General features: G+C 66.9%; 20 protein-coding genes and 1 other RNA gene. 13 read left to right on the top strand and 8 right to left on the bottom strand.

Translation table 11 applies throughout. The features are described from left to right. Window positions 1-74: 74 nt before the first annotated feature. Both rpoH and ASE22_RS12335 read right to left on the bottom strand, forming a co-directional pair. Window positions 75-980 carry an RNA polymerase sigma factor RpoH gene (rpoH, locus tag ASE22_RS12340; protein WP_056361149.1) on the bottom strand — a complete coding sequence of 302 codons (906 nt, stop codon included), beginning with the start codon at window positions 978-980 and terminating at the stop codon, window positions 75-77. 106 nt (window positions 981-1,086) lie between these two features. Then, window positions 1,087-2,052, bottom strand: a complete 966-nt coding sequence (locus tag ASE22_RS12335; RefSeq protein ID WP_056359569.1) for an RluA family pseudouridine synthase — start codon at window positions 2,050-2,052, stop codon at window positions 1,087-1,089. Window positions 2,053-2,069: 17 nt separating this feature from the next. Here ASE22_RS12335 and ASE22_RS12330 point away from each other — a divergent pair, with 17 nt between their 5' ends. From ASE22_RS12330 to rnpB, 9 genes are all read left to right on the top strand, one after another. After that, window positions 2,070-2,468, top strand: a complete 399-nt coding sequence (locus ASE22_RS12330) for a Mov34/MPN/PAD-1 family protein (protein WP_056359565.1) — start codon at window positions 2,070-2,072, stop codon at window positions 2,466-2,468. A 63-nt stretch (window positions 2,469-2,531) separates the two neighbouring features. Then, on the top strand, window positions 2,532-3,161 hold the full coding sequence (locus ASE22_RS12325) for a histidine phosphotransferase family protein (RefSeq protein ID WP_056359562.1): 630 nt from the start codon (window positions 2,532-2,534) through the stop codon (window positions 3,159-3,161). Between the two features lie 75 nt (window positions 3,162-3,236). Further along, a complete protein-coding gene (locus ASE22_RS12320) occupies window positions 3,237-5,711 on the top strand; it encodes a chemotaxis protein CheA (RefSeq protein WP_056359559.1) in 2,475 nt (824 codons plus the stop codon). Between the two features lie 2 nt (window positions 5,712-5,713). Beyond that, window positions 5,714-6,145 carry a chemotaxis protein CheW gene (locus ASE22_RS12315; RefSeq protein ID WP_056359556.1) on the top strand — a complete coding sequence of 144 codons (432 nt, stop codon included), beginning with the start codon at window positions 5,714-5,716 and terminating at the stop codon, window positions 6,143-6,145. Between the two features lie 75 nt (window positions 6,146-6,220). Continuing rightward, window positions 6,221-6,586 (top strand): response regulator, encoded by a 366-nt coding sequence (locus ASE22_RS12310; RefSeq protein WP_056359552.1) that lies wholly within the window; start codon window positions 6,221-6,223, stop codon window positions 6,584-6,586. Window positions 6,587-6,589: 3 nt separating this feature from the next. After that, the gene (gene cheB / locus ASE22_RS12305) at window positions 6,590-7,732 is read left to right on the top strand and encodes a chemotaxis-specific protein-glutamate methyltransferase CheB (protein ID WP_235536423.1); all 1,143 of its coding nucleotides are present in this window, start codon (window positions 6,590-6,592) and stop codon (window positions 7,730-7,732) included. Window positions 7,733-7,746: 14 nt separating this feature from the next. Continuing rightward, on the top strand, window positions 7,747-8,661 hold the full coding sequence (locus ASE22_RS12300; RefSeq protein WP_235536422.1) for a CheR family methyltransferase: 915 nt from the start codon (window positions 7,747-7,749) through the stop codon (window positions 8,659-8,661). Continuing rightward, complete coding sequence (locus ASE22_RS12295) at window positions 8,624-9,337, top strand: N-acetylmuramoyl-L-alanine amidase (RefSeq protein ID WP_056359549.1); 714 nt, start codon at window positions 8,624-8,626, stop codon at window positions 9,335-9,337. Before ASE22_RS12300 ends, ASE22_RS12295 begins: the two co-directional genes overlap by 38 nt. An 87-nt stretch (window positions 9,338-9,424) precedes the next feature. Next, window positions 9,425-9,811, top strand: an RNA gene (rnpB, locus tag ASE22_RS15170) — RNase P RNA component class A. 37 nt (window positions 9,812-9,848) lie between these two features. On the opposite strand, the gene ASE22_RS26795 is transcribed toward rnpB, so the two are convergent. The 3 genes from ASE22_RS26795 to ASE22_RS12285 all read right to left on the bottom strand — a co-directional run bounded on the left by ASE22_RS26795 (window position 9,849) and on the right by ASE22_RS12285 (window position 10,956). After that, on the bottom strand, window positions 9,849-9,998 hold the full coding sequence (locus ASE22_RS26795) for a hypothetical protein (RefSeq protein WP_156397301.1): 150 nt from the start codon (window positions 9,996-9,998) through the stop codon (window positions 9,849-9,851). Window positions 9,999-10,062: 64 nt separating this feature from the next. Then, window positions 10,063-10,254, bottom strand: coding sequence for a hypothetical protein (locus ASE22_RS12290; protein ID WP_056359546.1), 192 nt, complete (start codon window positions 10,252-10,254; stop codon window positions 10,063-10,065). Between the two features lie 270 nt (window positions 10,255-10,524). Then, window positions 10,525-10,956: a response regulator gene (locus ASE22_RS12285; protein ID WP_235536421.1), complete on the bottom strand. Its 432-nt coding sequence runs from the start codon at window positions 10,954-10,956 to the stop codon at window positions 10,525-10,527. A gap of 750 nt (window positions 10,957-11,706) precedes the next feature. Between ASE22_RS12285 and msrA the strand changes: the two genes are divergently transcribed. Beyond that, on the top strand, window positions 11,707-12,252 hold the full coding sequence (gene msrA / locus ASE22_RS12280) for a peptide-methionine (S)-S-oxide reductase MsrA (protein ID WP_056359541.1): 546 nt from the start codon (window positions 11,707-11,709) through the stop codon (window positions 12,250-12,252). 34 nt (window positions 12,253-12,286) lie between these two features. Here the strand turns inward: msrA and ASE22_RS12275 are convergent, their stop codons facing one another. From ASE22_RS12275 to ASE22_RS12265, 3 genes are all read right to left on the bottom strand, one after another. After that, window positions 12,287-13,228 carry an L-threonylcarbamoyladenylate synthase gene (locus tag ASE22_RS12275; RefSeq protein ID WP_056359538.1) on the bottom strand — a complete coding sequence of 314 codons (942 nt, stop codon included), beginning with the start codon at window positions 13,226-13,228 and terminating at the stop codon, window positions 12,287-12,289. Between the two features lie 73 nt (window positions 13,229-13,301). Beyond that, complete coding sequence (locus tag ASE22_RS12270) at window positions 13,302-13,649, bottom strand: GntR family transcriptional regulator (RefSeq protein WP_056359535.1); 348 nt, start codon at window positions 13,647-13,649, stop codon at window positions 13,302-13,304. A gap of 42 nt (window positions 13,650-13,691) precedes the next feature. After that, window positions 13,692-14,273 (bottom strand): nitroreductase family protein, encoded by a 582-nt coding sequence (locus ASE22_RS12265; RefSeq protein WP_056361144.1) that lies wholly within the window; start codon window positions 14,271-14,273, stop codon window positions 13,692-13,694. Window positions 14,274-14,538: 265 nt separating this feature from the next. Between ASE22_RS12265 and ASE22_RS12260 the strand changes: the two genes are divergently transcribed. The 3 genes from ASE22_RS12260 to ASE22_RS12250 are packed head-to-tail and all read left to right on the top strand — an operon-like array spanning window position 14,539 to window position 19,092. Continuing rightward, window positions 14,539-16,320 (top strand): peptide MFS transporter, encoded by a 1,782-nt coding sequence (locus tag ASE22_RS12260; RefSeq protein ID WP_056359532.1) that lies wholly within the window; start codon window positions 14,539-14,541, stop codon window positions 16,318-16,320. Next, entirely contained in the window at window positions 16,307-17,728 is a 1,422-nt protein-coding gene (locus tag ASE22_RS12255) for an amidohydrolase (protein WP_056359529.1), read from the top strand. Before ASE22_RS12260 ends, ASE22_RS12255 begins: the two co-directional genes overlap by 14 nt. Then, entirely contained in the window at window positions 17,725-19,092 is a 1,368-nt protein-coding gene (locus ASE22_RS12250; RefSeq protein WP_235536420.1) for an amidohydrolase family protein, read from the top strand. Before ASE22_RS12255 ends, ASE22_RS12250 begins: the two co-directional genes overlap by 4 nt. The last annotated feature ends 166 nt before the right edge of the window (window positions 19,093-19,258 follow it).

The raw sequence follows: 19,258 nt of genomic DNA, 5'->3' as shown, positions 1-19,258 counted from the left end.
CGTCGCTCGGGGCAAAGGATTCGCCGTATTGAAGAGAAAGAAGGGGGACGTCGCGAGACGCCCCCCTTTTTGGATCACATCGCGGGCAGGAGCCGCTTCTCGCCGGCGATCCGCATCATCGCCTTCTGCAGCTTGTCGAAGGCGCGGACCTCGATCTGGCGGACCCGCTCGCGGCTGACGCCATAGACTTGGCTCAGTTCCTCGAGCGTCTTGGGCTCGTCGACCAGCCGCCGTTCGACGAGGATATGCTTCTCCCGATCGTTGAGCGCCGCCAGCGCCTCGTTGAGCATGTTGTGGCGGACGCTGCGCTCCTCGACCTCGGCCAGCCGCTCGTCCTGGAGCTGGCCCTGATCGACCAGCATGTCCTGCCACTCGCCCTCGCCGTCCTCGTTCATCGAGACGTTGAGCGACGCGTCGCCGCCCATCGCCATGCGACGGTTCATGCTCGTCACCTCTTCCTCGGTCACGCCGAGGTCGGTGGCGATCTTCTTGAGGTCTTCGGGCTTGAGATCGCCGTCCTCGAACGCCTCAAGCTGCGACTTCATCCGCCGCAGGTTGAAGAACAGCTTCTTCTGCGCCGCGGTGGTGCCCATCTTCACGAGGCTCCACGACCGCAGGATATATTCCTGGATCGAAGCCTTGATCCACCACATCGCGTAGGTGGCGAGACGGAAGCCGCGATCGGGCTCGAACTTCTTCACGCCCTGCATCAGGCCGATATTGCCCTCGGAGATCAGCTCGCTCGCCGGCAGTCCATAGCCGCGATACCCCATCGCGATCTTCGCGACGAGACGCAGATGCGAGGTGACGAGGCGGGTCGCCGCCTCGGGATCGCCATGTTCCTGGAAGCGCTTGGCAAGCATATATTCCTCTTCCGCCGTCAGCAGCGGAAACTTCCGGATCTCGGAGAGATAGCGGTTGAGGCTCTGCTCCCCGCCCAGTGCGGGGATCGTGGCGGGCACGTTCTTTCCGCTGGCCATGATCATCTTACTCCCTAGTCGGCACCCCGCGATGGGGCACCGCAACCCTGTTCCTGTCGATACGGAGAATCACCGAGGGACTCGGTGGCGTACCGTTCTGTAACATCTATACCATCTTTACGCGCAACTCGCTGAACAAATCCTGCATATCCTGAGGAATTACACTATCGAAACATAAAGCTTCGCTTGTCACCGGATGGACGAAGCCCAGCCGGGCCGCGTGCAGTGCCTGGCGATGGAATTTCAAACGGTTGAGCAGTTCGCGATGTTCCGGCCGGCCACGGCCGTAGACTGGGTCGCCGAGCAGCGGGTGGCCCAGCGAGGCCATATGGACGCGCACCTGGTGGGTGCGGCCGGTCTCCAGCCGGCATTCGACGAGCGCGGCGCCGCGAAGCTGCTCGATCACGCTATAATGGGTCACGGCACGCTTGCCGCGACCGTCGCGGACGATCGCGATCTTCTTCCGGTCGGTGCTCGACCGGGCGAGCGGCGCGTCGACCGTGCCTTCGGCGAAACGCGGCAGGCCGGCGACGATCGCCTTGTAGCGGCGGTCGATGCTGTGCCTGGCGAACTGCGCGGCCAGGCCGACATGGGCTGGATCGGTCTTGGCGGCGATCATCAGCCCCGACGTATCCTTGTCGATGCGATGGACGATGCCAGGCCGTTCGACCCCACCGATTCCCGACAGGCTGCCCCTGCAATGGTGAAGCAGGGCGTTGACCAGCGTCCCGTCCAGATTGCCGGCGGCCGGATGGACCACCAGCCCGGCGGGCTTGTCGACGACGATCAGATGCTCGTCCTCGAACGCGACGCGGAGCGGAATGTCCTGCGCCTCGTTATGCGCGGGGGTGGGATCGGGGACGATCACCGAGAAGAGGGAGCCGGGGGCCACCTTCATCGCGGGATCGCGGGCGAGCGCGCCCTCGGCATTGGTGACCTGGCCCGAGGAGATCAGCGCCTTCAGCCGCTCGCGCGACAGGGTGGGCAACGCCACGGCCAGCGCCCGGTCGAGCCGCCAGCCACCGGCATCCTGCGGCACCACGGCATGCAATGTCGATTTCCCCCCGGTCATCCTGTAGCGATGTGGCGATGGAACTGAGGATATCAAGGGCCGCGCTCGACGAAATCCTGTCGGCGGCGTCGGCGGCCCCCGATGCCGAAATCTGCGGCCTGCTGCTGGGCCGTGGCGCGACCGTCACGGCGCTGCGGCCATGCGCCAACGTCGCCGCCGATCCACGCGACAGTTTCGAGGTCGACCCCGCCGCGCTGATCGCGGCGCACCGCGCGGCCCGGGCGGGGGGCCCCGCCTTGGTCGGCCATTATCATTCGCATCCCAGCGGTTCGGCCGATCCTTCGGCGCGCGACGCCGCCGCCGCGGCGCCGGGCAGCTACTGGATCATCGCCGGCGGCGGGGAACTGCGCGCCTGGTATGCCGACGGGCGGGGGCGTTTCCAGGCCGTGACGATCGTTCCGGCTGACAATCGCTGATTGCGCAACCGTCGCGCGCTTGCCAAAAGACCCGACCCCTGTTCGCCCGCTAAGGAAGTTTCCATGGTCAATCGCTCGGCCGAGTTCGCGAGCCTGCTCTGTTCGCGGCTGTGCCACGATCTGCTGTCGCCGGTGGGCGCGCTCAACAACGGCATCGAGCTTCTCGCCGACGAGACCGATCCCGCGATGCGCGAACGCTGCATGGAGTTGCTGGCCGAGAGCGCGCAGACCACGGCGAACCGGCTGAAATTCTACCGGCTCGCCTTCGGCGCGGCGGGCGGCTTCGGCGAACTGGTCGACACGCGCGAGGCCCGTGCCGCGATCGAGGGGCTGCATGGCAGCGGCAAGGTCCGGCTCGGCTGGATGGTGGACGCCCCCGCGCTGCCCAAACCCGCGATCAAGACCCTGCTCAACCTCGCGCTGATCGCCGGCGATGCGCTGGTCCGGGGCGGGCAGCTCGACATCGCCGCCGAGGGCGGGGAGGTCGTGATCCGTGCCGAAGGTCCTCGGGTCGTGCTCGACGCCGAATTGCGCAACGCGCTGCTGGGCCAGGCCGATCCCGATCTCGTCTCGCCGCGCGCCGCGGCCGCGTGGCTGGTCCATATCCTGGTCAGCGAGTCTGGCGGGTCGGTGCAGGTCTCGCAGCCCGAGGACGGCCTGCTGATGATCGGGGCGACGCTGCCGGCCGGATGATCGCGGCGCCGTAAACCCGGCCTTAACCATGTTGGGGCATCACCCGGATCGAATTACCGGTTCGGGAAAGATGCCATGGACGATCTGCTCGGCGATTTCGTCGCGGAGACACGCGAAACCCTCGAAGCCCTGTCGGGCGAGATCGTTGCATGGGAACTCGCGCCCGACGATCGCTCGCGGCTCGATGCGATCTTCCGCTTCGTCCATACCGTGAAGGGAAGCTGCGGCTTCCTCGATCTGCCGCGGCTCGAAAAGCTCAGCCATGCGGCCGAGGATGTGCTCGCCGACGTCCGCGCCGATCGCCGCCGTCCCGATCCCGCGCTGGTTAGCGCCGTGCTGGCGGTGATCGACCGCATCGCCGAACTGACCGACGCCATCGAGGACGGCCGCCTGATTTCCGACGCGGACGATCCTCGCCTGATCGCGGCGCTGCAGCCAGGCGCCGACATGGCGGTCGCAGCGTCGCCCGCCGCCGGTCCCGATGCGGGAGACGTCGCGCTGGCCGAGGCGCTCGAGGCGATCCGGCTCGCCGAGGAGGGCGACGAGGAGGAAGCCGATGCCCAGATCGCGTGCGAAGCGCCCGTTGCGGTGGCCGATCGTCCCGTCGCCACCACTGCGCCGTCCACGCCGCGCACGGTTTCGCGCACCATCCGCCTGCCGGTCGACCTGCTCGACCGGATGATGGCGGGCGTGTCGGACATGGTGCTGGCGCGCAACGAACTGGCCCGCCGCCTGCGCGAGAGCGGCGCCGAATCGAATACCGAGGTCGCCTTCGAGCGGCTGTCGCAATGCATCGCCGAGATGCGCGACGCGATCACCCGGACCCGCATGGCCCGGGTCGAACATCTGTTCACAGCGCTGCCCCGCATGGTCCGCGACATCTCGGCCGAACTCGGCAAGACGGTGCAGCTGGAGATCGACGGCGGCGACGTCGAGCTCGATCGCGAGATGATCGAGATGATCCGCGATCCGCTGACCCATATCGTCCGCAACGCGATCGACCATGGCATCGAGCCGCCCGAGGTGCGGATCCTGGCCGGCAAGCCGATGGCCGGCCGCCTCCACGTCAGCGCCCGGCAGGTCGGTAACCAGATCCTGATCGAGGTGATCGACGACGGACGCGGCATCGATGCCGACCGGCTGGTCCAGAAGGCGGTCGCGGTCGGCATCCTCAGCCAGGAACGCGCCGCGACCCTCAGCTGGGAACGCAAGCTGGAGTTGATCTTCGAGCCGGGCCTCACGACCGCGCAGCAGGTGACCGCCATTTCGGGGCGCGGCGTCGGCATGGATGTCGTCCGCGCCAATGTCGAGCGGATCGGCGGCCTCGTCGATATCGAGAGTCGGTCTGGCCAGGGCCTGCGACTGACCCTGCGCGTGCCGTTGACCCTCACCATCATCCCCGCGCTGACGATCAGCGCCGGGGGCCAGCATTTCGCCATTCCGCGCTCGGCGATCGACGAGATCGTCCGGATCGGGGGCGATGCGGTCCGCATGGGCACGCTGGGCGGTGCCGATATCGTCTTCATCCGCGGTACCCGCGTGCCGGTGGTTTCGCTCAGCGCCGTGCTGGGCCTCGAAAAGGCCGAGCAGGCCAATCTCGTCGTGCTCAAGCTGTCCGGCGGTGCGCGCTATGCGCTGGCGGTCGAGGCGGTGCACGACCATGAGGAACTGGTGGTCAAGCCCGCCGCGCCGGTCGTGATGGCGTGCGGCATCTATGGCGGCACCACCTTGCCAGACAACAGCCGGCCGATGCTGCTGCTGGACGTCGCCGGGGTCGCCGAGAAGGCGGGTGTCCGCCGCGAGGAGAAGAGCGCGGTCGAGCCGGCGGCCGAGGAGGCCGACGAGGAGCAGACCGAAAAGGGCGCCGTGCCCGTCCTCCTGTTTCGCGACCTCGACCGGATCGAGCGCGCCGTGCCGCTGGCGCTGGTCGAGCGCATCGAGGACTGCTTCTCGGCCTCGGTCAGCAACAGCGCGGGTCGCATGCGCCTCAACATCGACGGCCGGCTGGTGCCGCTGGTGTCGTGCGGCGCGCCTATCGTCGAGGCCAAGATCCGCGTCCTGCGCATGCGCGACGGCGGCGAGGAACTGGCCTATGCGATCGACAGCGTGATCGATATCGTCCCCGTCACGATCGAGCTGCAGCGCAGTACCGTTCCGGGGCCCGTCTCGGGCGTGATGCTGGTCGAGGAGCGCCCGGTCGAGTTCATCGACGCCTTCTGGCTGTTCGCGCAGGGGCTCGGCATCGAGCCGGCAGTCGAGCAGCGCCCGGTCTGCCTGCTGTCGGACGAGGACCCATGGACGCGCCAGGTGCTGGCACCGCTGGTCGAGGGCGCGGGCTACCGGATCGTCTATTCGGTCGGCGAGGGTCCGCCCGCCGATCTGGTGATCATGGCCGACGGCACCCTGGCCGAGCCGATGGAGGCCGGGACGGTGCTGCGATTGCGCCAGAACGCCGAGGAGCGCGGCGCGTCGCCGAACAGCCTGTGGCGCTATGACCGGATCGGCCTGACCGCGGAACTGCGCCGTCATTGGAACAAGCGGAGCGCCTGACCATGAATCATCTCTACCTCATCGTCGAAATCGCCGGTCAGCGGTCGCTGCTGCCGGCCGCCTTCGTCGAATCGGTCGTCGAGATCGAGGACATCGCGCCGGTGCCCAGCGCGCCGCCCCATGTCTTCGGCCTGTTCGCCCTGCGGAGCCGGGTGCTGACGGTGATCGACACGATCGCCGCGCTCGGCACCGGGCGGAGCGGCGAGGGGGAGAAGCAGGCGGTGATCGTCCATGTCGACGGTCATCTCTATGGCATCCTGGTCGACGACGTGGACGACGTCGTCGCGATCGAGGGCGTCCCGAGCCAGCCCCGCGCGCTGCTGTCGGCGGGATGGGCTCGCTATTCCAACGGCGTGCTCGAACATGAGGGCGAACCCTTGCTGCTGATCGACATCGCCGCGCTCATCGCCGGGCCGGTCGAGATTGCCGCCTGACAAGGCCGTTAACGGGGCGCTTACCGGTCCGGGGCTAGAGATAGTCGAAATGCCCATCCAAGACGGAAGACCGTGATGAAGACCTGCCTGGTAGTGGATGATTCCAAGGTGATCCGAAAGGTCGCCCGTCACATATTGGAGGCGCTCCACTTCAACGTCGAGGAGGCCGGCGATGGCCGCGAGGCGCTGGATCGCTGCCATGCGGGCGACCTGCCCGACGTTATCCTGCTCGACTGGAACATGCCGGTGATGAGCGGCATGGAGTTCCTGCGGTCGCTGGGCTCGGACTTCGTCCAGCGGCCGAAGGTCGTGTTCTGCACAACCGAGAACGACGTCGCGCATATCCGCGCCGCGATCGAGGCGGGTGCGGACGAATATATGATGAAGCCGTTCGATCGAGAGACGCTGGAGAGCAAGCTGCACCTGGTGGGCGTCGCCTGAACCATGTCTCGGGGGGGACTCAGCGGCAGCGCCAGGGTGGCCGCCACCGACGCCGGACGGGGCCAGCCTCGTCCGATCCGCGTGCTGCTGGTCGACGATTCCCTCGTCGCCAGGACCGTTCTGGCACGCCTGCTGGACGGCCGCTCCGAATTCGAGATAGCGGGCGCCGCCCCCACCGCCGACCAGGCGATCCAGTTCCTCAGCAGCCATGATATCGACATCGTCGTCCTCGACGTCGAGATGCCCGGCAAGGACGGGCTGACCGCGCTGCCGGAGATCCTGGAGGCGAGCCACGGCGCGCGCGTCCTGATCGTCTCGTCGGCCGCGGAGGCGGGCGCTTCGGCCACGGTGCGCGCATTGACCCTTGGCGCGGCAGACACGCTGCTCAAGCCGACCGCCGGCAATTTCGCGGGCGAGTTCTCGCACAAGTTCATCGATGCGCTGCTCCGCATCGGCCATGCCAATCATCGGGTCCAGCGCCCCGATCGCAGGGGGGCCGACACGACGCCGCGCCCGGCGGCGAAGACGCCGATGGTCGCGCTGCGCCCGACCCGAAGCGGCAAGATCGCCTGCCTGGCTATCGGCGCTTCGACGGGCGGGCTCCACGCGCTGTCGGCCTTCCTGCGTCGCCTGACCCCCGATTTCCGTGCGCCGATCCTTATCACCCAGCATCTGCCGCCACCGTTCATGCCCTATTTCGCGGCCCAGCTACGCGATATCGCCGGTCGACCCACCACGGTCGCGGCCGAGGGGACGCCGCTGGTGCCGGGCGAGATGCTGGTGGCCCCGGGCGAGGGGCATGTCCGCCTCGCACGCAGCGGTTCGCGCGTCGTGGTGCGGATCGATCCCGCTCCGGCGCCCAGCCGCTGTATGCCGTCGGTCGACCCGATGTTCGAGGCAATGGCGGAGATGTTCGGCGGCGAGGGTGTCGGCGTCGTGCTCACCGGCATGGGCCGCGACGGCACGATCGGCGCCGAAGCGATGGTCGCCGCGGGGGGCGAGATACTGGCGCAGGATTCCGCAACCTCGGTGGTATGGGGCATGCCCGGATCGGTCGCGCAGGCCGGGCTCGCCTCGCTGGTCATGTCGCCCGAAGACCTCGCCCGCCACGTCTGCGATCGCAACGCCGGTGGCGCATGGAAGTAAGTCCGCGGGCGGCCATGGCCATCGCCCGCCTGTTCGAGCAGGCCACGGGCCAGACATTGTCGCAGGATCGCTTCTGGCGGATCGGCACCACCCTGACCCCCTTCTGCAAGGCGCGGTGCATAGAGAGCTTCGACCATCTCGCCCTGGCACTGGAACGGGGCCTGGACCGCGGACTGTCGCTCGACATGATCGACGCGCTGCTCAACAACGAGACGAGCTTCTTCCGCGACGCCGGGGTGTTTACCCAGCTCAGCGAGGCACTGCTGCCCCGGCTGGCGGCGGCGCGCGAGCGGGAGAAGCGCATCCGCATCTGGTCGGCGGCCTGCTCGACCGGGCAGGAAGCCTATTCGCTGGCGATGCTGTTCGCCGAACAGCGCGAGCGCTGGGCCGGATGGCGGATCGACATCGTCGGCAGCGACATCTCGCGATCGGCCATCGAGCAGGCGCGGGACGGACTCTATACCCAGTTCGAGGTGCAGCGCGGCCTGCCGATCCGGCAGCTGATCGCCTGGTTCGATCCGGTACTGGACCAGGGCTGGCGCGCGAAGCCCCAGCTGGCGTCCTACGTCACCTTCCAGCGCCACAATCTTCTGGGCCCCCCGCCGGCCGGCGGCCGCTTCGACCTGATCCTGTGCCGCAACGCGCTGCTCTATTTCTCGGCCGAGCGGCGGCACCAGATGCTCGAAGGACTTTCGCTGGCGATCGCCCAGGACGGCGGACTGCTGCTGGGGGCAGGGGAGACGGTGCAGGGCTCGACCCGCTTCGTGGCCGACAGCGAACTGCCGATGGTCTATCGGCCAGCGGGCGCGCGGGGCCTGTCGCACGCCCGCTCCGGGTCGGAGCAAGCGCAAAGCGCTTCCTCCTCAAACGATCAGGCTCTAAGCGTCCGACATGGACGAGATCATCGATTGCCCGTCGCCCAATCATGACGAGCGAACCCTGCCGATCAGCATGGTGGTGCTTCACTATACCGGCATGCAGGACGCGGCATCGGCGATCGCGCGGCTGACCGACCCCGAAGCGAAGGTTTCCAGCCATTATCTGGTCGCCGAGGACGGCCAGATAATGCGCCTTGTCCCCGAGTCGCGCCGCGCCTGGCATGCCGGGCAGTCGAGCTGGCGCGGCACCACCGACGTCAACTCGGCCAGCATCGGGATCGAGATCGTCAATCCCGGCCATGAGATCGGCTATCGGCCTTTTCCGAAGCCGCAGATGGATGCGCTGGTCCCGCTGATCTCGAACATCACCAGCCGCTATCCGATCGAGCCGGCCAATGTCGTCGGTCATTCGGACATTGCCCCCCGGCGCAAGCAGGATCCGGGCGAGCTGTTCGACTGGGACCTGCTCGGCAAGCTCGGCCTCGCACTGCGCCGCCCGCGCCACGGTCTCGCCGACCCGCACTGGACGCCCGGCGGCTTCCTGCTCGCGCTGGACCGCTTCGGCTACGATGTCAGCGACGGGCCCGCCGCCGTCACCGCCTTTCAGCGCCGCTTCCGTCCCGAGCGGATCGACGGGATCGCAGACGGCGAATGCCGGGCGATCCTGCTCCGCCTGCTGCTCCACCGCGAGGGCGACGGCCTGCTGGAGCCGAAGAAGGACGTCTAGCGCGGTCTCGAGGCATGGGGATCATCCGTCGACCCGGAAGTCGCCCTCTCTTGAACGCGTCTCCAAAGCCGCTTAGAGGGCTTTCCACCAGAGGGCCGGGCGGTCGCCGCGCAGCGATGCGGGGAGGAAAGTCCGGGCTCCAAGGAGTGACGGTGCCGGGTAACGCCCGGCGGGGGCGACCCCAGGGACAGTGCCACAGAAAGCAGACCGCCCGGCGGGTCCGGTTTCCGGGCTCCGGGCAAGGTGGAAAGGGTGCGGTAAGAGCGCACCGCGGACCCGGCAACGGGAACGGCATGGTAAACCCCACCGGGAGCAAGATCGAATAGGGACGGCGCATGGGCTACTCCGCCCGGTCGTCCGGGTTGATTGCTGGAGGCCGGATGCAAGTCCGGTCCTAGAGGAATGATCGCCCATCCGGCCGTGGAGCAATCCTGGGCCGGTGGACAGAACCCGGCTTACAGGCCCTCTGGTATTTCCCCGCGCCGCAGGGGCGCCTTTCGGGGAGCCGCGCTCAGCCCAGTCCGGAAAGGCCCCAGCCAAGCGAACCGAGCAGCACCGATATCAGCAGGAGCGCGAGCGCCGCATGGCTCAATGTCCTCCGCCCTGTGGGGCCGTCGCTCCGTTCCTTCCGTCCGGTGCGGGAATAGGGCAGGCGGCTCATGGCGTCCGCGAACGACCGCCGGCCTCGCGCGCGCCGCCTCCGAACCCGAGGCGGACGCGATGCGTCATCGCTCTTTCGCTTCGGCGACACGGGGCCGCCGTTCGTCGATCAACTGGCGTTCTCTCGCGGCGGCCTGTCCATGGACGCTGGCCAGCATCAGGTGGGCTCGCCGGGCCTCGCCGCACCCGGCTTGTGCCGCGGCCTGTTTTTCCTGGGCGGCTCTCCGCTCGAAATAGGTGATATCCTTCTCGGTCATCGATCTGGTTCCTTATACATGGCGGACAAAGGGGTAGGGTCGCCATGGCCGAAGCGCCGCGGGAATCGGGTGCGAGGGCAATCCCCCGAAATCCGTCGCGTCGACGGTTCGACGACGACCGATGTGTCGCCGCGCATCTCCGTACCGCTCATCGCCGGAACGCTCCGCCTTATAGGCTCTTTTCGGAATCGCGGCTGCAACCTGGATCAGCATTTGCGACGAAAGGGACGATTGCCGGGACAGCGAGGGCGCCGCTCATCGCGCGGGCGATCAGGCGATGGGGGCCGCCGTCCATAATGCCGAAAGGGCGGCGTGGAGTTCCTGGCTGGAGAAAGGCTTCAGCAGTCTCGGCGAATTGTGGAACTGGGGCGGCTCGCGGCCAATGCTCACGCCGCTCGTAAACAGAAACGGGATACGCCGCCTCGCCAGCAGATCGGCCACCGGATAGCATAGCTGGCCGTTGAGCCAGACATCGAGCACGGCCGCATCGATCTTGGCCGACACGGCGACATCAAGGGCATTTTGCAGGGTCAGGCAGGGACCGACGACGTCGGCTCCCAGTTCGATCAGGGAATCCCGCATCGCGGTCGCTATGATGATCTGGTCCTCGACGACGAGGATCGCGGGCCGTCTGTTCGTCAATTGGGATGATCTCCAGCGAGCTTCCTGGGTACGGGCATTCAAGGCTCGCGGCATCGCCATCTTTTCTTCCTTGGGTCGACGGGCCGCATCTGTCGCAAATGGTCAGGCCCGGCGTTCCGCGCCTGCAAACCTTCGGCAACGTAGCGGCAGCCATAGCGGTCGACTTGACTGTCCTTCGATTGCGGAGGCTGGCTTGTTTTACGAAGATCCCAAACCCGCATCACTGACGTTGGTTGTCGCAATGTTATCGATGAACTTAGCGAATATCACTTTATCCATCATATGGATGATTTAAATTCAAATTGTAAACTACTGTTACTTTGTAAAAAGTACAAAGTAAAATTTCGGATGAAAACCATTCGAATCTGAAAATCGAATTCCTTTGAACGGATGTTTAAGTCCATATGTGGACAATACGTATATCGAGAATTTGGATTTCAGAAATTTCGGAGCTGTAACGAGGGCTTATCGGAGAAAACTCAGAAAGGCACCAGTAAAATATCATCCGCTCGATATGGAGCGTGAAGGATGTCTGCCGGCGTGGACGACATGGCTTCGCACAGGACGGATTCCGAACGCTGCCGATAACGCGCCGGCCACCTCCATTGAGCTTCCCGGTCGAGCTTGGTCCCGGCATCTTCGAAATCCACACGCTCTCGGTCGAAGGCCTTGCAAGCCAGGTCGCGATGACTGCTCCGCCTCATGCAGGTCGCCCGGCGAGGCGATCCGGACGCCGGGCGACGTCGTCCGCGGCGGCATTGTATCCCCGCAACGACTGCCTATCTTCGCTGGCGTCAAAAGGAGAACGATATGGCCCGGGAAATCGCGACATTGGCCGGTGGCTGCTTCTGGTGCGTGGAAGCGGTGTTCGATGACGTGATCGGCGTCGAGTCGGTCGAGAGCGGCTATATCGGCGGGCATGTCCCCCATCCGACCTACAAGCAGGTCTGCAACGGCGACACCGGGCATGCCGAGGCGATCCGCGTCACCTTCGATCCCGATGTGATCGGCTATGGTGACCTGCTCGACATCTTCTTCCATGTCCACGATCCGAGCCAGCTCAACCGGCAGGGCAACGATGTCGGCTCGCAATATCGGTCGGCCATCTTTCCCAATTCGCCGGAGCAGGCGGCCGAGGCGAAGGCGGCGATCGAGCGGGCGCAGCCCGACTGGCCCGAGCGGATCGTCACCACGATCGAACCCGACGCGCCCTGGTATGTCGCCGAGGACTATCATCAGGAATATTTCGCCCGTGAAGGGGCCAGCAACGGCTATTGCGTGATGGTGGTGGCCCCCAAGCTCGCGAAGTTTCGCAAGAGCTATGCCGCCCGCCTGAAGGACGGCGCGAAGGTCTGACCTGCCAATGCCTTCCCGGGGCCTCGGGAAGGCATTATCGCGGTGCTGCCGCGCGCCTCAGCCGGTCGTTGATCGCCAGGCCCAGGCCGTCAGCCGGGATCGGCGCGACGGCGATCGCGGTCGCGGCCGATTGATCCGCCGCATGCAGCAGATCGAACAGCCGCGCCGCCGCCTCGGCCAGGTTCCCGGCCGGTGAAAGGCAGGCATCGCCGGCGATCGCGCCGAAGCCGATGAGATATTCGCCGTCCCGCGGCGCGAGCGCGCCGAGCCGTACCGGTTTCGACGGGGCATAATGGCTGGCCATCTGGCCGGGCGCCTCGATCGCCGTGTCGCCGGCGGCCACGACCGGCACGCCCGAGGCCTGGGACAGCATCTCGATGGTGATGCTGCCCGGGCGCAGCAGCCGCAGCCGATCGTCTTCCACCGCGACGATCGTCGATTCGATGCCGACTGCCGTCGGGCCGTCGTCGAGCACCAGCGGGATGCGTCCGGCCAGCGAGCGCGCGACATGGTCGGCGCGGGTCGCGCTGATCGAACCGCTGGCATTGGCCGACGGCGCGGCGAGGGGGCGCCCGCTCGCCGCGATCAGCGCGCGGATCGCGGGGTGGGACGGCATGCGTACCGCCACGGTCGAAAGCCCCGCAGTCGCCAGGCTGGCCACCGGCGAACCCGGCGCGATCGGCAGCACCATCGTCAGGGGGCCCGGCCAGAAGTGCGCGGCCATGCGGCGCGCCAGCGCGGAGAGGATCGCGACCCGTTCGGCCATGGCGATATCGGTGACGTGGACGATCAGAGGGTTGAAGCTCGGTCGTCCCTTGGCGGCGTAGATCGCCGCGACCGCCTCGCCCGACGTCGCGTCGCCGGCAAGGCCGTAGACCGTCTCGCTGGGCACCGCCACGGGCAGTCCGCGCGCGATCAGTGCGGCGGCTTCGGCGATGCCGGCCCGGTCGGCGGGAAGGATCAGAGGTTTGGTCACGCCGCGCCGCTATAGCGATGGCGCGAGAGGAGCAAGCCCGGCGATATATTGGCCGGGACGGCGGTCGAAGGCGTCAGCCCTCGACCCGTTCGAGCAGGTCGCTCGGTTCGATGCGCAGGCGGCGCATGCTGCGGACCACGCGCGGCCATTCGTCGCGCAGGAAGGTGTCGCGCGCCTCGCGGCGGAGGCGGTCGGTCGCGCCTTCGGCGACGAACATGCCGACGCCGCGCTTCACCGTCACATAGCCCTCGTCCTGGAAGCCCTGATAGGCCTTTGCCGCGGTCAACGGATTGGCGCCATGCTGCGCGGCGAAGACGCGGACCGAGGGAAGGGCATCCCCGTCGCCATAAGTGCCGTCGAGGATCGACTCGGCTATGATGTCGCGAAGACGGAGATAGACGGGGCGATCCTGGCTGCTCATGGCGTTACACTGTGCTAACACAGCATGGCGCGTCAATGGCAATCAACCTTTCCACGTCGAAACGATAGCTTCGTAGGCCGGGCGGGGACGTTCCTCCAGATCGCGCCCCGGCGAACCGAGGAAAAGGAAGCCTGCGATCCGGTCGTTCGGCGATCCGCCAAGCGATTCAAGCACTTGGCCATTATAGGCGGGCCAGCCGGTCAACCAGCTGCCGACGAAGCCGGCGGCATGGGTGGCGAGTAGCAGGTTCATGCAGACGGCACCCGCCGACAATTCCTGTTCCCACAGCGGAATCTTGCTGTTCTGCGCCGGGGTCGAGAGCACCGCGACCATCACCGGCGCCTGCTGCGCGAACTGCTCCATCGCTTCCAGCTCCAGCCGACCGGCCTCCGGCTTCTCGGCGCGATAGGCGTCCTTCAGCAGGTCGGCGAAGGCGGCGCGGCGCCCGGCCTCGACGATCACGAAGCGCCAGGGGGCCAGCTTGCCATGATCGGGCACGCGCATCGCGGCCTCGAGGATTTGCCGGAGTTGCACGCCATCCGGGCCCGGCGCGATCATGTCGCGCGGCTTGCCCGAGCGGCGGGTGGCGAGGAGGGCGGAGGTGGAGGACAGATCGTTGAACATGGCCATCATCTAGGCGCTAGCCCTTGGCGGGACAACGGTCTCGGAAACACGCGCCCATTCGGACATATTTCCGCCAACTTGGGGAGAAGATCGAACCATGGGGTAATTCTGTTTCGTTGAACCCGCTAGAGTGGGCAATGTCCTTTCAATCGAAACAATAACCGCTTCACAGCGCGGGAATCGTTGCTATCGTCGGCGTCCATGAAGGTCGCGCCGTCCTTAGGGGGAGCACCGCGCGCCGACCACGCAGAACAGAAAGAACTTCATGGTCAATCCCGATGCTGACGCGACCACCGAGCCCGCATCGCCGCATATGAGCCGATCCGACGGCGACACCTGGTTCGGCCATCCGAGGCAGCTGGCGAGGCTCTTCTCGACCGAGGCGATGGAACGCTTCGGCTATTACGGCATGAGGGCGCTGCTCACCCTCTACCTCACCCAGCATTTCCTGTTCAGCGACCAGACAACCAACGGTCTCTATGGCGGCTTCACCGCGCTGGTCTACCTGACCCCGTTGATCGGCGGCCTGCTCGCCGATCGCTATCTCGGCTCGAAGAAGTCGGTGAAGTTCGGCGCGATCCTGATGTCGATCGCCTATTTCCTGCTCTGCTTCGGCGGCCAGACCGCCAAGCCCTATGCGATGATCGACGGCAGCCGCTACGAGGTGGTGATCGACGCCGCCAAGCAGCAATATGTCCTCGACGGCGGGCGGCAGCTCGCGATCAAGGGGCAGGAGGACGGCACCGTCGACCTCGTCGCCCCGGACGGCGCGATCGCCCGCTCGGTCGCCAAGGGCGGCTTCGCGGCCGACGCCGACCGCGATCCCTTCCACACCACGCTGATGCTGATCGCGCTGAGCCTGCTCACCGTCGGCAACGGCTTCTTCAAACCCAATATCTCGACGATCGTCGGCGCACTGTACGAGAAGGGGGACCGGCGGCGCGATGCGGGCTTCACCATCTTCTACATGGGCATCAACCTCGGCTCGCTCTTCTCGCAGATCCTCTGCCCGTTCCTCGCGGTAGCGCTCGGCTGGTGGGCGGGGTTCGGCCTCGCCGCGATCGGCATGATGATCAGCTGGGCGCTGATCCAGTTCGCGGGCGACAAGCTCAAGGGCTATGGCGATCCGCCCGAGGGGCAGGAGAAGGATCGCAGCCTGCTGATCTACATCGCCGCGCTCGCGGTCGTCCCGATCGGCTGGTTCCTGTTCGTCAACCTGATGAGCAGCCCGGCGCCCGAGGAGGGCGGCGGGATCGTCGGCTATCTGCTGGGCCTGCCGATCATGGGCAAGGTCCTGTTCGCGACCTTTCTCGCCTCGGTCATCCTGATTCCGCTCTGGGCGCTGAAGGCCGGCAACAAGGTCGAGTTCCAGATGATGATCGCGGCGATCGTGATGATCGTCTTCAACGTCGTCTTCTGGACGCTGTTCGAGCAGGCGGGCTCCTCGCTCACCCTGTTCGCCGACCGCAACACCGATCTGTCGATCTTCGGCATCTTCACGATGTCTGCCGGGCAGACCCAGTTCTTCAACGCCTTCTTCATCGTCGTGCTGGCGCCGCTGACCTCGATCCTGTGGGGCGCGCTCGGCCGCCGGGGGCTGGAACCCTCGATCCCGGTCAAGTTCGCGATCGCGCTCGCTGGCGTCGGCCTCGGCTTCCTCGCGCTGGTGTGGGGCACCGCTTATGCCGGGCCCGACTTCAAGGTCTCGGTCTGGTGGCTGGCGCTGCTCTACCTGATCCACTCGATGGCCGAGCTGTGCATCTCGCCGGTCGGCCTGTCGATGATCACCAAACTGTCGATCGCGCGAGTCGTCGGGCTGATGATGGGGCTGTGGTTCCTGTCGATCAGCTGTGCCCAATATGTCGCCGGCATCGTCGCCCAGGTCGCCAGCGTCGAGACGGTCGGCGGTCAGGTGACCAACCTCAAGGTCAGCCTCGAGACCTATGCCGGCGTCTTCCAGACGATCGGCCTCGCTTCGGTGAGCATTGGCGCCGTCCTCCTGGTCCTTTCGCCGTTCATCAAGAAGTGGATGCATGGTGTACAATAACAAGCTGAAACTCTCGGTCGCGGTGGCGCTCGCGCTCACCGCCTGCACCAGCGGGGCCGCGCCCAAATCCGCATCGTCCGACGCGCCGCCGCCCGGCAAGGGCAAGGGCTTCGATCATGATCCCTTCCCGTCGACCTACCGGCCCTATGCTGGCGCGCCGACGGCGATCGTCCACGCGACCGTCTATGACGGCGAAGGGGGGCGGATCGAGGACGGTACCGTCCTGCTGGCCGACGGCAGGGTGACCGCGGTCGGTGGTCCCGATCTCGCCGTTCCGGCTGGAACCATGGTGATCGACGGCAAGGGCAAGTGGGTGACCCCCGGCGTCATCGACGTCCACAGCCATCTCGGCGACTATCCCTCGCCCGGCGTCAAGGCGCTGGCCGACGGCAACGAGGCGACCGCGCCGGTCACCGCCCAGGTGTGGGCCGAGCACAGCGTCTGGCCGCAGGACCCGGGCTTCAGCCGCGCGCTCGCCAATGGCGGCGTGACGACGCTGCAGATCCTGCCCGGTTCGGCCAATTTGTTCGGCGGCCGCTCGGTGACGCTCAAGAACGTCTATGCGCGGACGGTGCAGGGGATGAAGTTTCCCGGCGCACCCTATGGCCTGAAAATGGCCTGTGGCGAGAATCCCAAGCGCGTCTACGGCGGCAAGAATCGCGAGCCGTCGACCCGCATGGGCAATGTCGCGGTCGACCGGCAAACCTGGATCAAGGCGACCGAGTATAAGCGGAAGTGGGACAAATATGAGGAGAAGGGCGGCGAGGCGCCGACCCGCGACGTCGCCATGGACACGCTGATGGGCGTGCTCAACGGCGAGATCCTCGTCCACAACCATTGCTACCGCGCCGACGAGATGGCCATCGTGCTCGATATGGCGAAGGAGTTCGGCTACAAGGTCACCGCCTTCCACCACGCCGTCGAAGCCTACAAGATCGCCGATCTGCTGAAGGCGAACGGCACCTGCGCCGCCGTCTGGGCCGACTGGTACGGCTTCAAGATGGAAAGCTATGACGGCATCCGCGAGAATCTCGCGATCCTCCACAATGCCGGCACCTGCGTGATGATCCATTCCGACGATCAGAACGGCATCCAGCGGCTCAACCAGGAGGTCGCCAAGGCGCTCGCCGCCGGACGGCGGGCGGGCTTCACGATCAGTGACGAGCAGGCCTGGACCTGGCTCGCGATCGCTCCGGCCCGGGCGCTGGGAATCGCCGACCGCACCGGCAGCCTGAAGCCCGGAAAGATGGGCGACGTCGTCCTGTGGAACGGCAATCCGCTCAGCGTCTACACCCGGCCCGAAAAGGTCTGGATCGACGGCGCCATGCTTTACGACGCCAACGATCCGAAGCTGCGTCCGGTGAGCGACTTCGAGCTGGGCCAGCCCGGCGAGGGAGATGTGAAATGATGAAGTTCCACATGCTCCGTTCGTCACGAGCGAAGTCGAGGGACGCCGGCTCCCGGGACAAGTCTCGACTGCGCTCGACGCGAACGCTTGCCGGTGTCCTGGCGCTTGTGCTCGCCGCACCGCTGTTCGCCGAAACCATCGCCATCACCGGCGGCACCGTCGCGATCGGCGACGGATCGCAGCCGATCCGGGGGGGCACCGTGGTCATCGCGAACGGCAAGGTCGTCGCGGCCGGCGCCGGCATCGCGGTGCCCGCGGGAGCGAAGGTCGTCGATGCGACCGGCAAATGGGTCTCGCCCGGCATCGTCGCCGGCGTCAGCACGCTGGGGCTGATGGAAGGCTATGGCATGTCGGAGACCAACGACCTGGGGGCCGACAAGTCGCCCTTCTCGGCCGCGCTCGACGTGTCGACCGCGATCAATCCGACCGGCCAGCGGATCGGCGTCGAACGCGCGGCCGGGGTCACCCGCGCCTTCGTGATACCGTCGGCGGGCAACACCATGTTCGGCGGGCAGGGGGCGGTGATCGACCTCGGCGCCGATCTCGACCCGGTGACGCGCCCGCGCGCCTTCCAGTTCGTCGAGATGGGCGAGGACGCGATGGGCCCGGCGGGCGGCAGCCGTCCGGCGGCCTATGCGCTGCTCAAGACCGCGCTCGGCGCGGCGGCCAATCCCGCCTCGGCCGATTTCGTCAGCAAGGACGCGCTGATCACGCGCCAGGATGCCGAGGCGCTCGGCCCGGTGCTGCGCGGCACCCAGCCGCTGCTCGTCCATGTCGAGCGGGCCGCCGACATTCGCTCGGTGCTCGCGCTCAAGAAGCAGTATCCGGCGATCCGAATGGTGCTGGTCGGCGCGACCGAAGGCTGGATGGTCGCCGGCCGCATCGCGGCGGCGGGCGTGCCCGTGATCGCCGCGGCGCTGCTCGACCTGCCCGAGAGGTTCGAGTCGATCGCCGCGACCCAGTCGAACGTCGGCCGCCTGTCGCGGGCGGGGGTCACCGTCGCCATCTCCAACGCCGATATTTCGGAGGGGCCCTATGAATCCTATCTCGCCCAATATGCCGGCAACCTCGTCGCTCTGACGAAGATCCCCGGCGCGCAGGGGCTGGATTGGGGCGCGGCCTTCGCGACGATCACCTCCAGGCCAGCCGCCGCCATCGGCATGGACGGCGAGATCGGATCGCTCCGGCCCGGCCGCCGTGCCGATGTGGTGATCTGGGACGGCGATCCGCTCGAACTCTCCTCCGCGCCGACCGCGATCTGGATCGACGGCGTCGCGCAGCCGACGACGAGCCGCCAGACCAGGCTGCGCGACCGCTATCTCGACCCGGTCGAGAAGGGGCTGCCCAAGGCGTATGAGCGGTAACGTCCGCGTCCGTTGGCGGGAGAAGGGGGGAGGCGCGTGAGGAGGGGCTCCAGCTCTACGCCAGTCCCTCTCCCAGCCCTCTCCCCGGCGGGGAGAGGGGTTAAAGGCTTGAGCCGCCCCGCAAATCGGCGCATTGAGCGAGCGAATTTCCGTGGGGACGGGTGGT

The sequence above is a fragment of the Sphingomonas sp. Root720 genome, from assembly GCF_001428605.1.
Classification (GTDB): domain Bacteria; phylum Pseudomonadota; class Alphaproteobacteria; order Sphingomonadales; family Sphingomonadaceae; genus Rhizorhabdus.
Note: the sequence above shows the minus strand (reverse complement) of the source record. Positions and strands in the feature narration are given on the sequence as shown.

Excerpts from the sequence above, each read along its gene's own strand:
- rpoH (WP_056361149.1), bottom strand. The coding sequence starts at position 980 with ATGGCCAGCGGAAAGAACGTGCCCGCCACGATCCCCGCACTGGGCGGG.
- ASE22_RS12335 (WP_056359569.1), bottom strand. The coding sequence starts at position 2,052 with ATGACCGGGGGGAAATCGACATTGCATGCCGTGGTGCCGCAGGATGCC.
- ASE22_RS12330 (WP_056359565.1), top strand. The coding sequence starts at position 2,070 with ATGGAACTGAGGATATCAAGGGCCGCGCTCGACGAAATCCTGTCGGCG.
- ASE22_RS12325 (WP_056359562.1), top strand. The coding sequence starts at position 2,532 with ATGGTCAATCGCTCGGCCGAGTTCGCGAGCCTGCTCTGTTCGCGGCTG.
- ASE22_RS12320 (WP_056359559.1), top strand. The coding sequence starts at position 3,237 with ATGGACGATCTGCTCGGCGATTTCGTCGCGGAGACACGCGAAACCCTC.
- ASE22_RS12315 (WP_056359556.1), top strand. The coding sequence starts at position 5,714 with ATGAATCATCTCTACCTCATCGTCGAAATCGCCGGTCAGCGGTCGCTG.
- ASE22_RS12310 (WP_056359552.1), top strand. The coding sequence starts at position 6,221 with ATGAAGACCTGCCTGGTAGTGGATGATTCCAAGGTGATCCGAAAGGTC.
- cheB (WP_235536423.1), top strand. The coding sequence starts at position 6,590 with ATGTCTCGGGGGGGACTCAGCGGCAGCGCCAGGGTGGCCGCCACCGAC.
- ASE22_RS12300 (WP_235536422.1), top strand. The coding sequence starts at position 7,747 with ATGGCCATCGCCCGCCTGTTCGAGCAGGCCACGGGCCAGACATTGTCG.
- ASE22_RS12295 (WP_056359549.1), top strand. The coding sequence starts at position 8,624 with ATGGACGAGATCATCGATTGCCCGTCGCCCAATCATGACGAGCGAACC.
- ASE22_RS26795 (WP_156397301.1), bottom strand. The coding sequence starts at position 9,998 with ATGAGCCGCCTGCCCTATTCCCGCACCGGACGGAAGGAACGGAGCGAC.
- ASE22_RS12290 (WP_056359546.1), bottom strand. The coding sequence starts at position 10,254 with ATGACCGAGAAGGATATCACCTATTTCGAGCGGAGAGCCGCCCAGGAA.
- ASE22_RS12285 (WP_235536421.1), bottom strand. The coding sequence starts at position 10,956 with ATGGCGATGCCGCGAGCCTTGAATGCCCGTACCCAGGAAGCTCGCTGG.
- msrA (WP_056359541.1), top strand. The coding sequence starts at position 11,707 with ATGGCCCGGGAAATCGCGACATTGGCCGGTGGCTGCTTCTGGTGCGTG.
- ASE22_RS12270 (WP_056359535.1), bottom strand. The coding sequence starts at position 13,649 with ATGAGCAGCCAGGATCGCCCCGTCTATCTCCGTCTTCGCGACATCATA.
- ASE22_RS12265 (WP_056361144.1), bottom strand. The coding sequence starts at position 14,273 with ATGTTCAACGATCTGTCCTCCACCTCCGCCCTCCTCGCCACCCGCCGC.
- ASE22_RS12260 (WP_056359532.1), top strand. The coding sequence starts at position 14,539 with ATGGTCAATCCCGATGCTGACGCGACCACCGAGCCCGCATCGCCGCAT.
- ASE22_RS12255 (WP_056359529.1), top strand. The coding sequence starts at position 16,307 with ATGGTGTACAATAACAAGCTGAAACTCTCGGTCGCGGTGGCGCTCGCG.
- ASE22_RS12250 (WP_235536420.1), top strand. The coding sequence starts at position 17,725 with ATGATGAAGTTCCACATGCTCCGTTCGTCACGAGCGAAGTCGAGGGAC.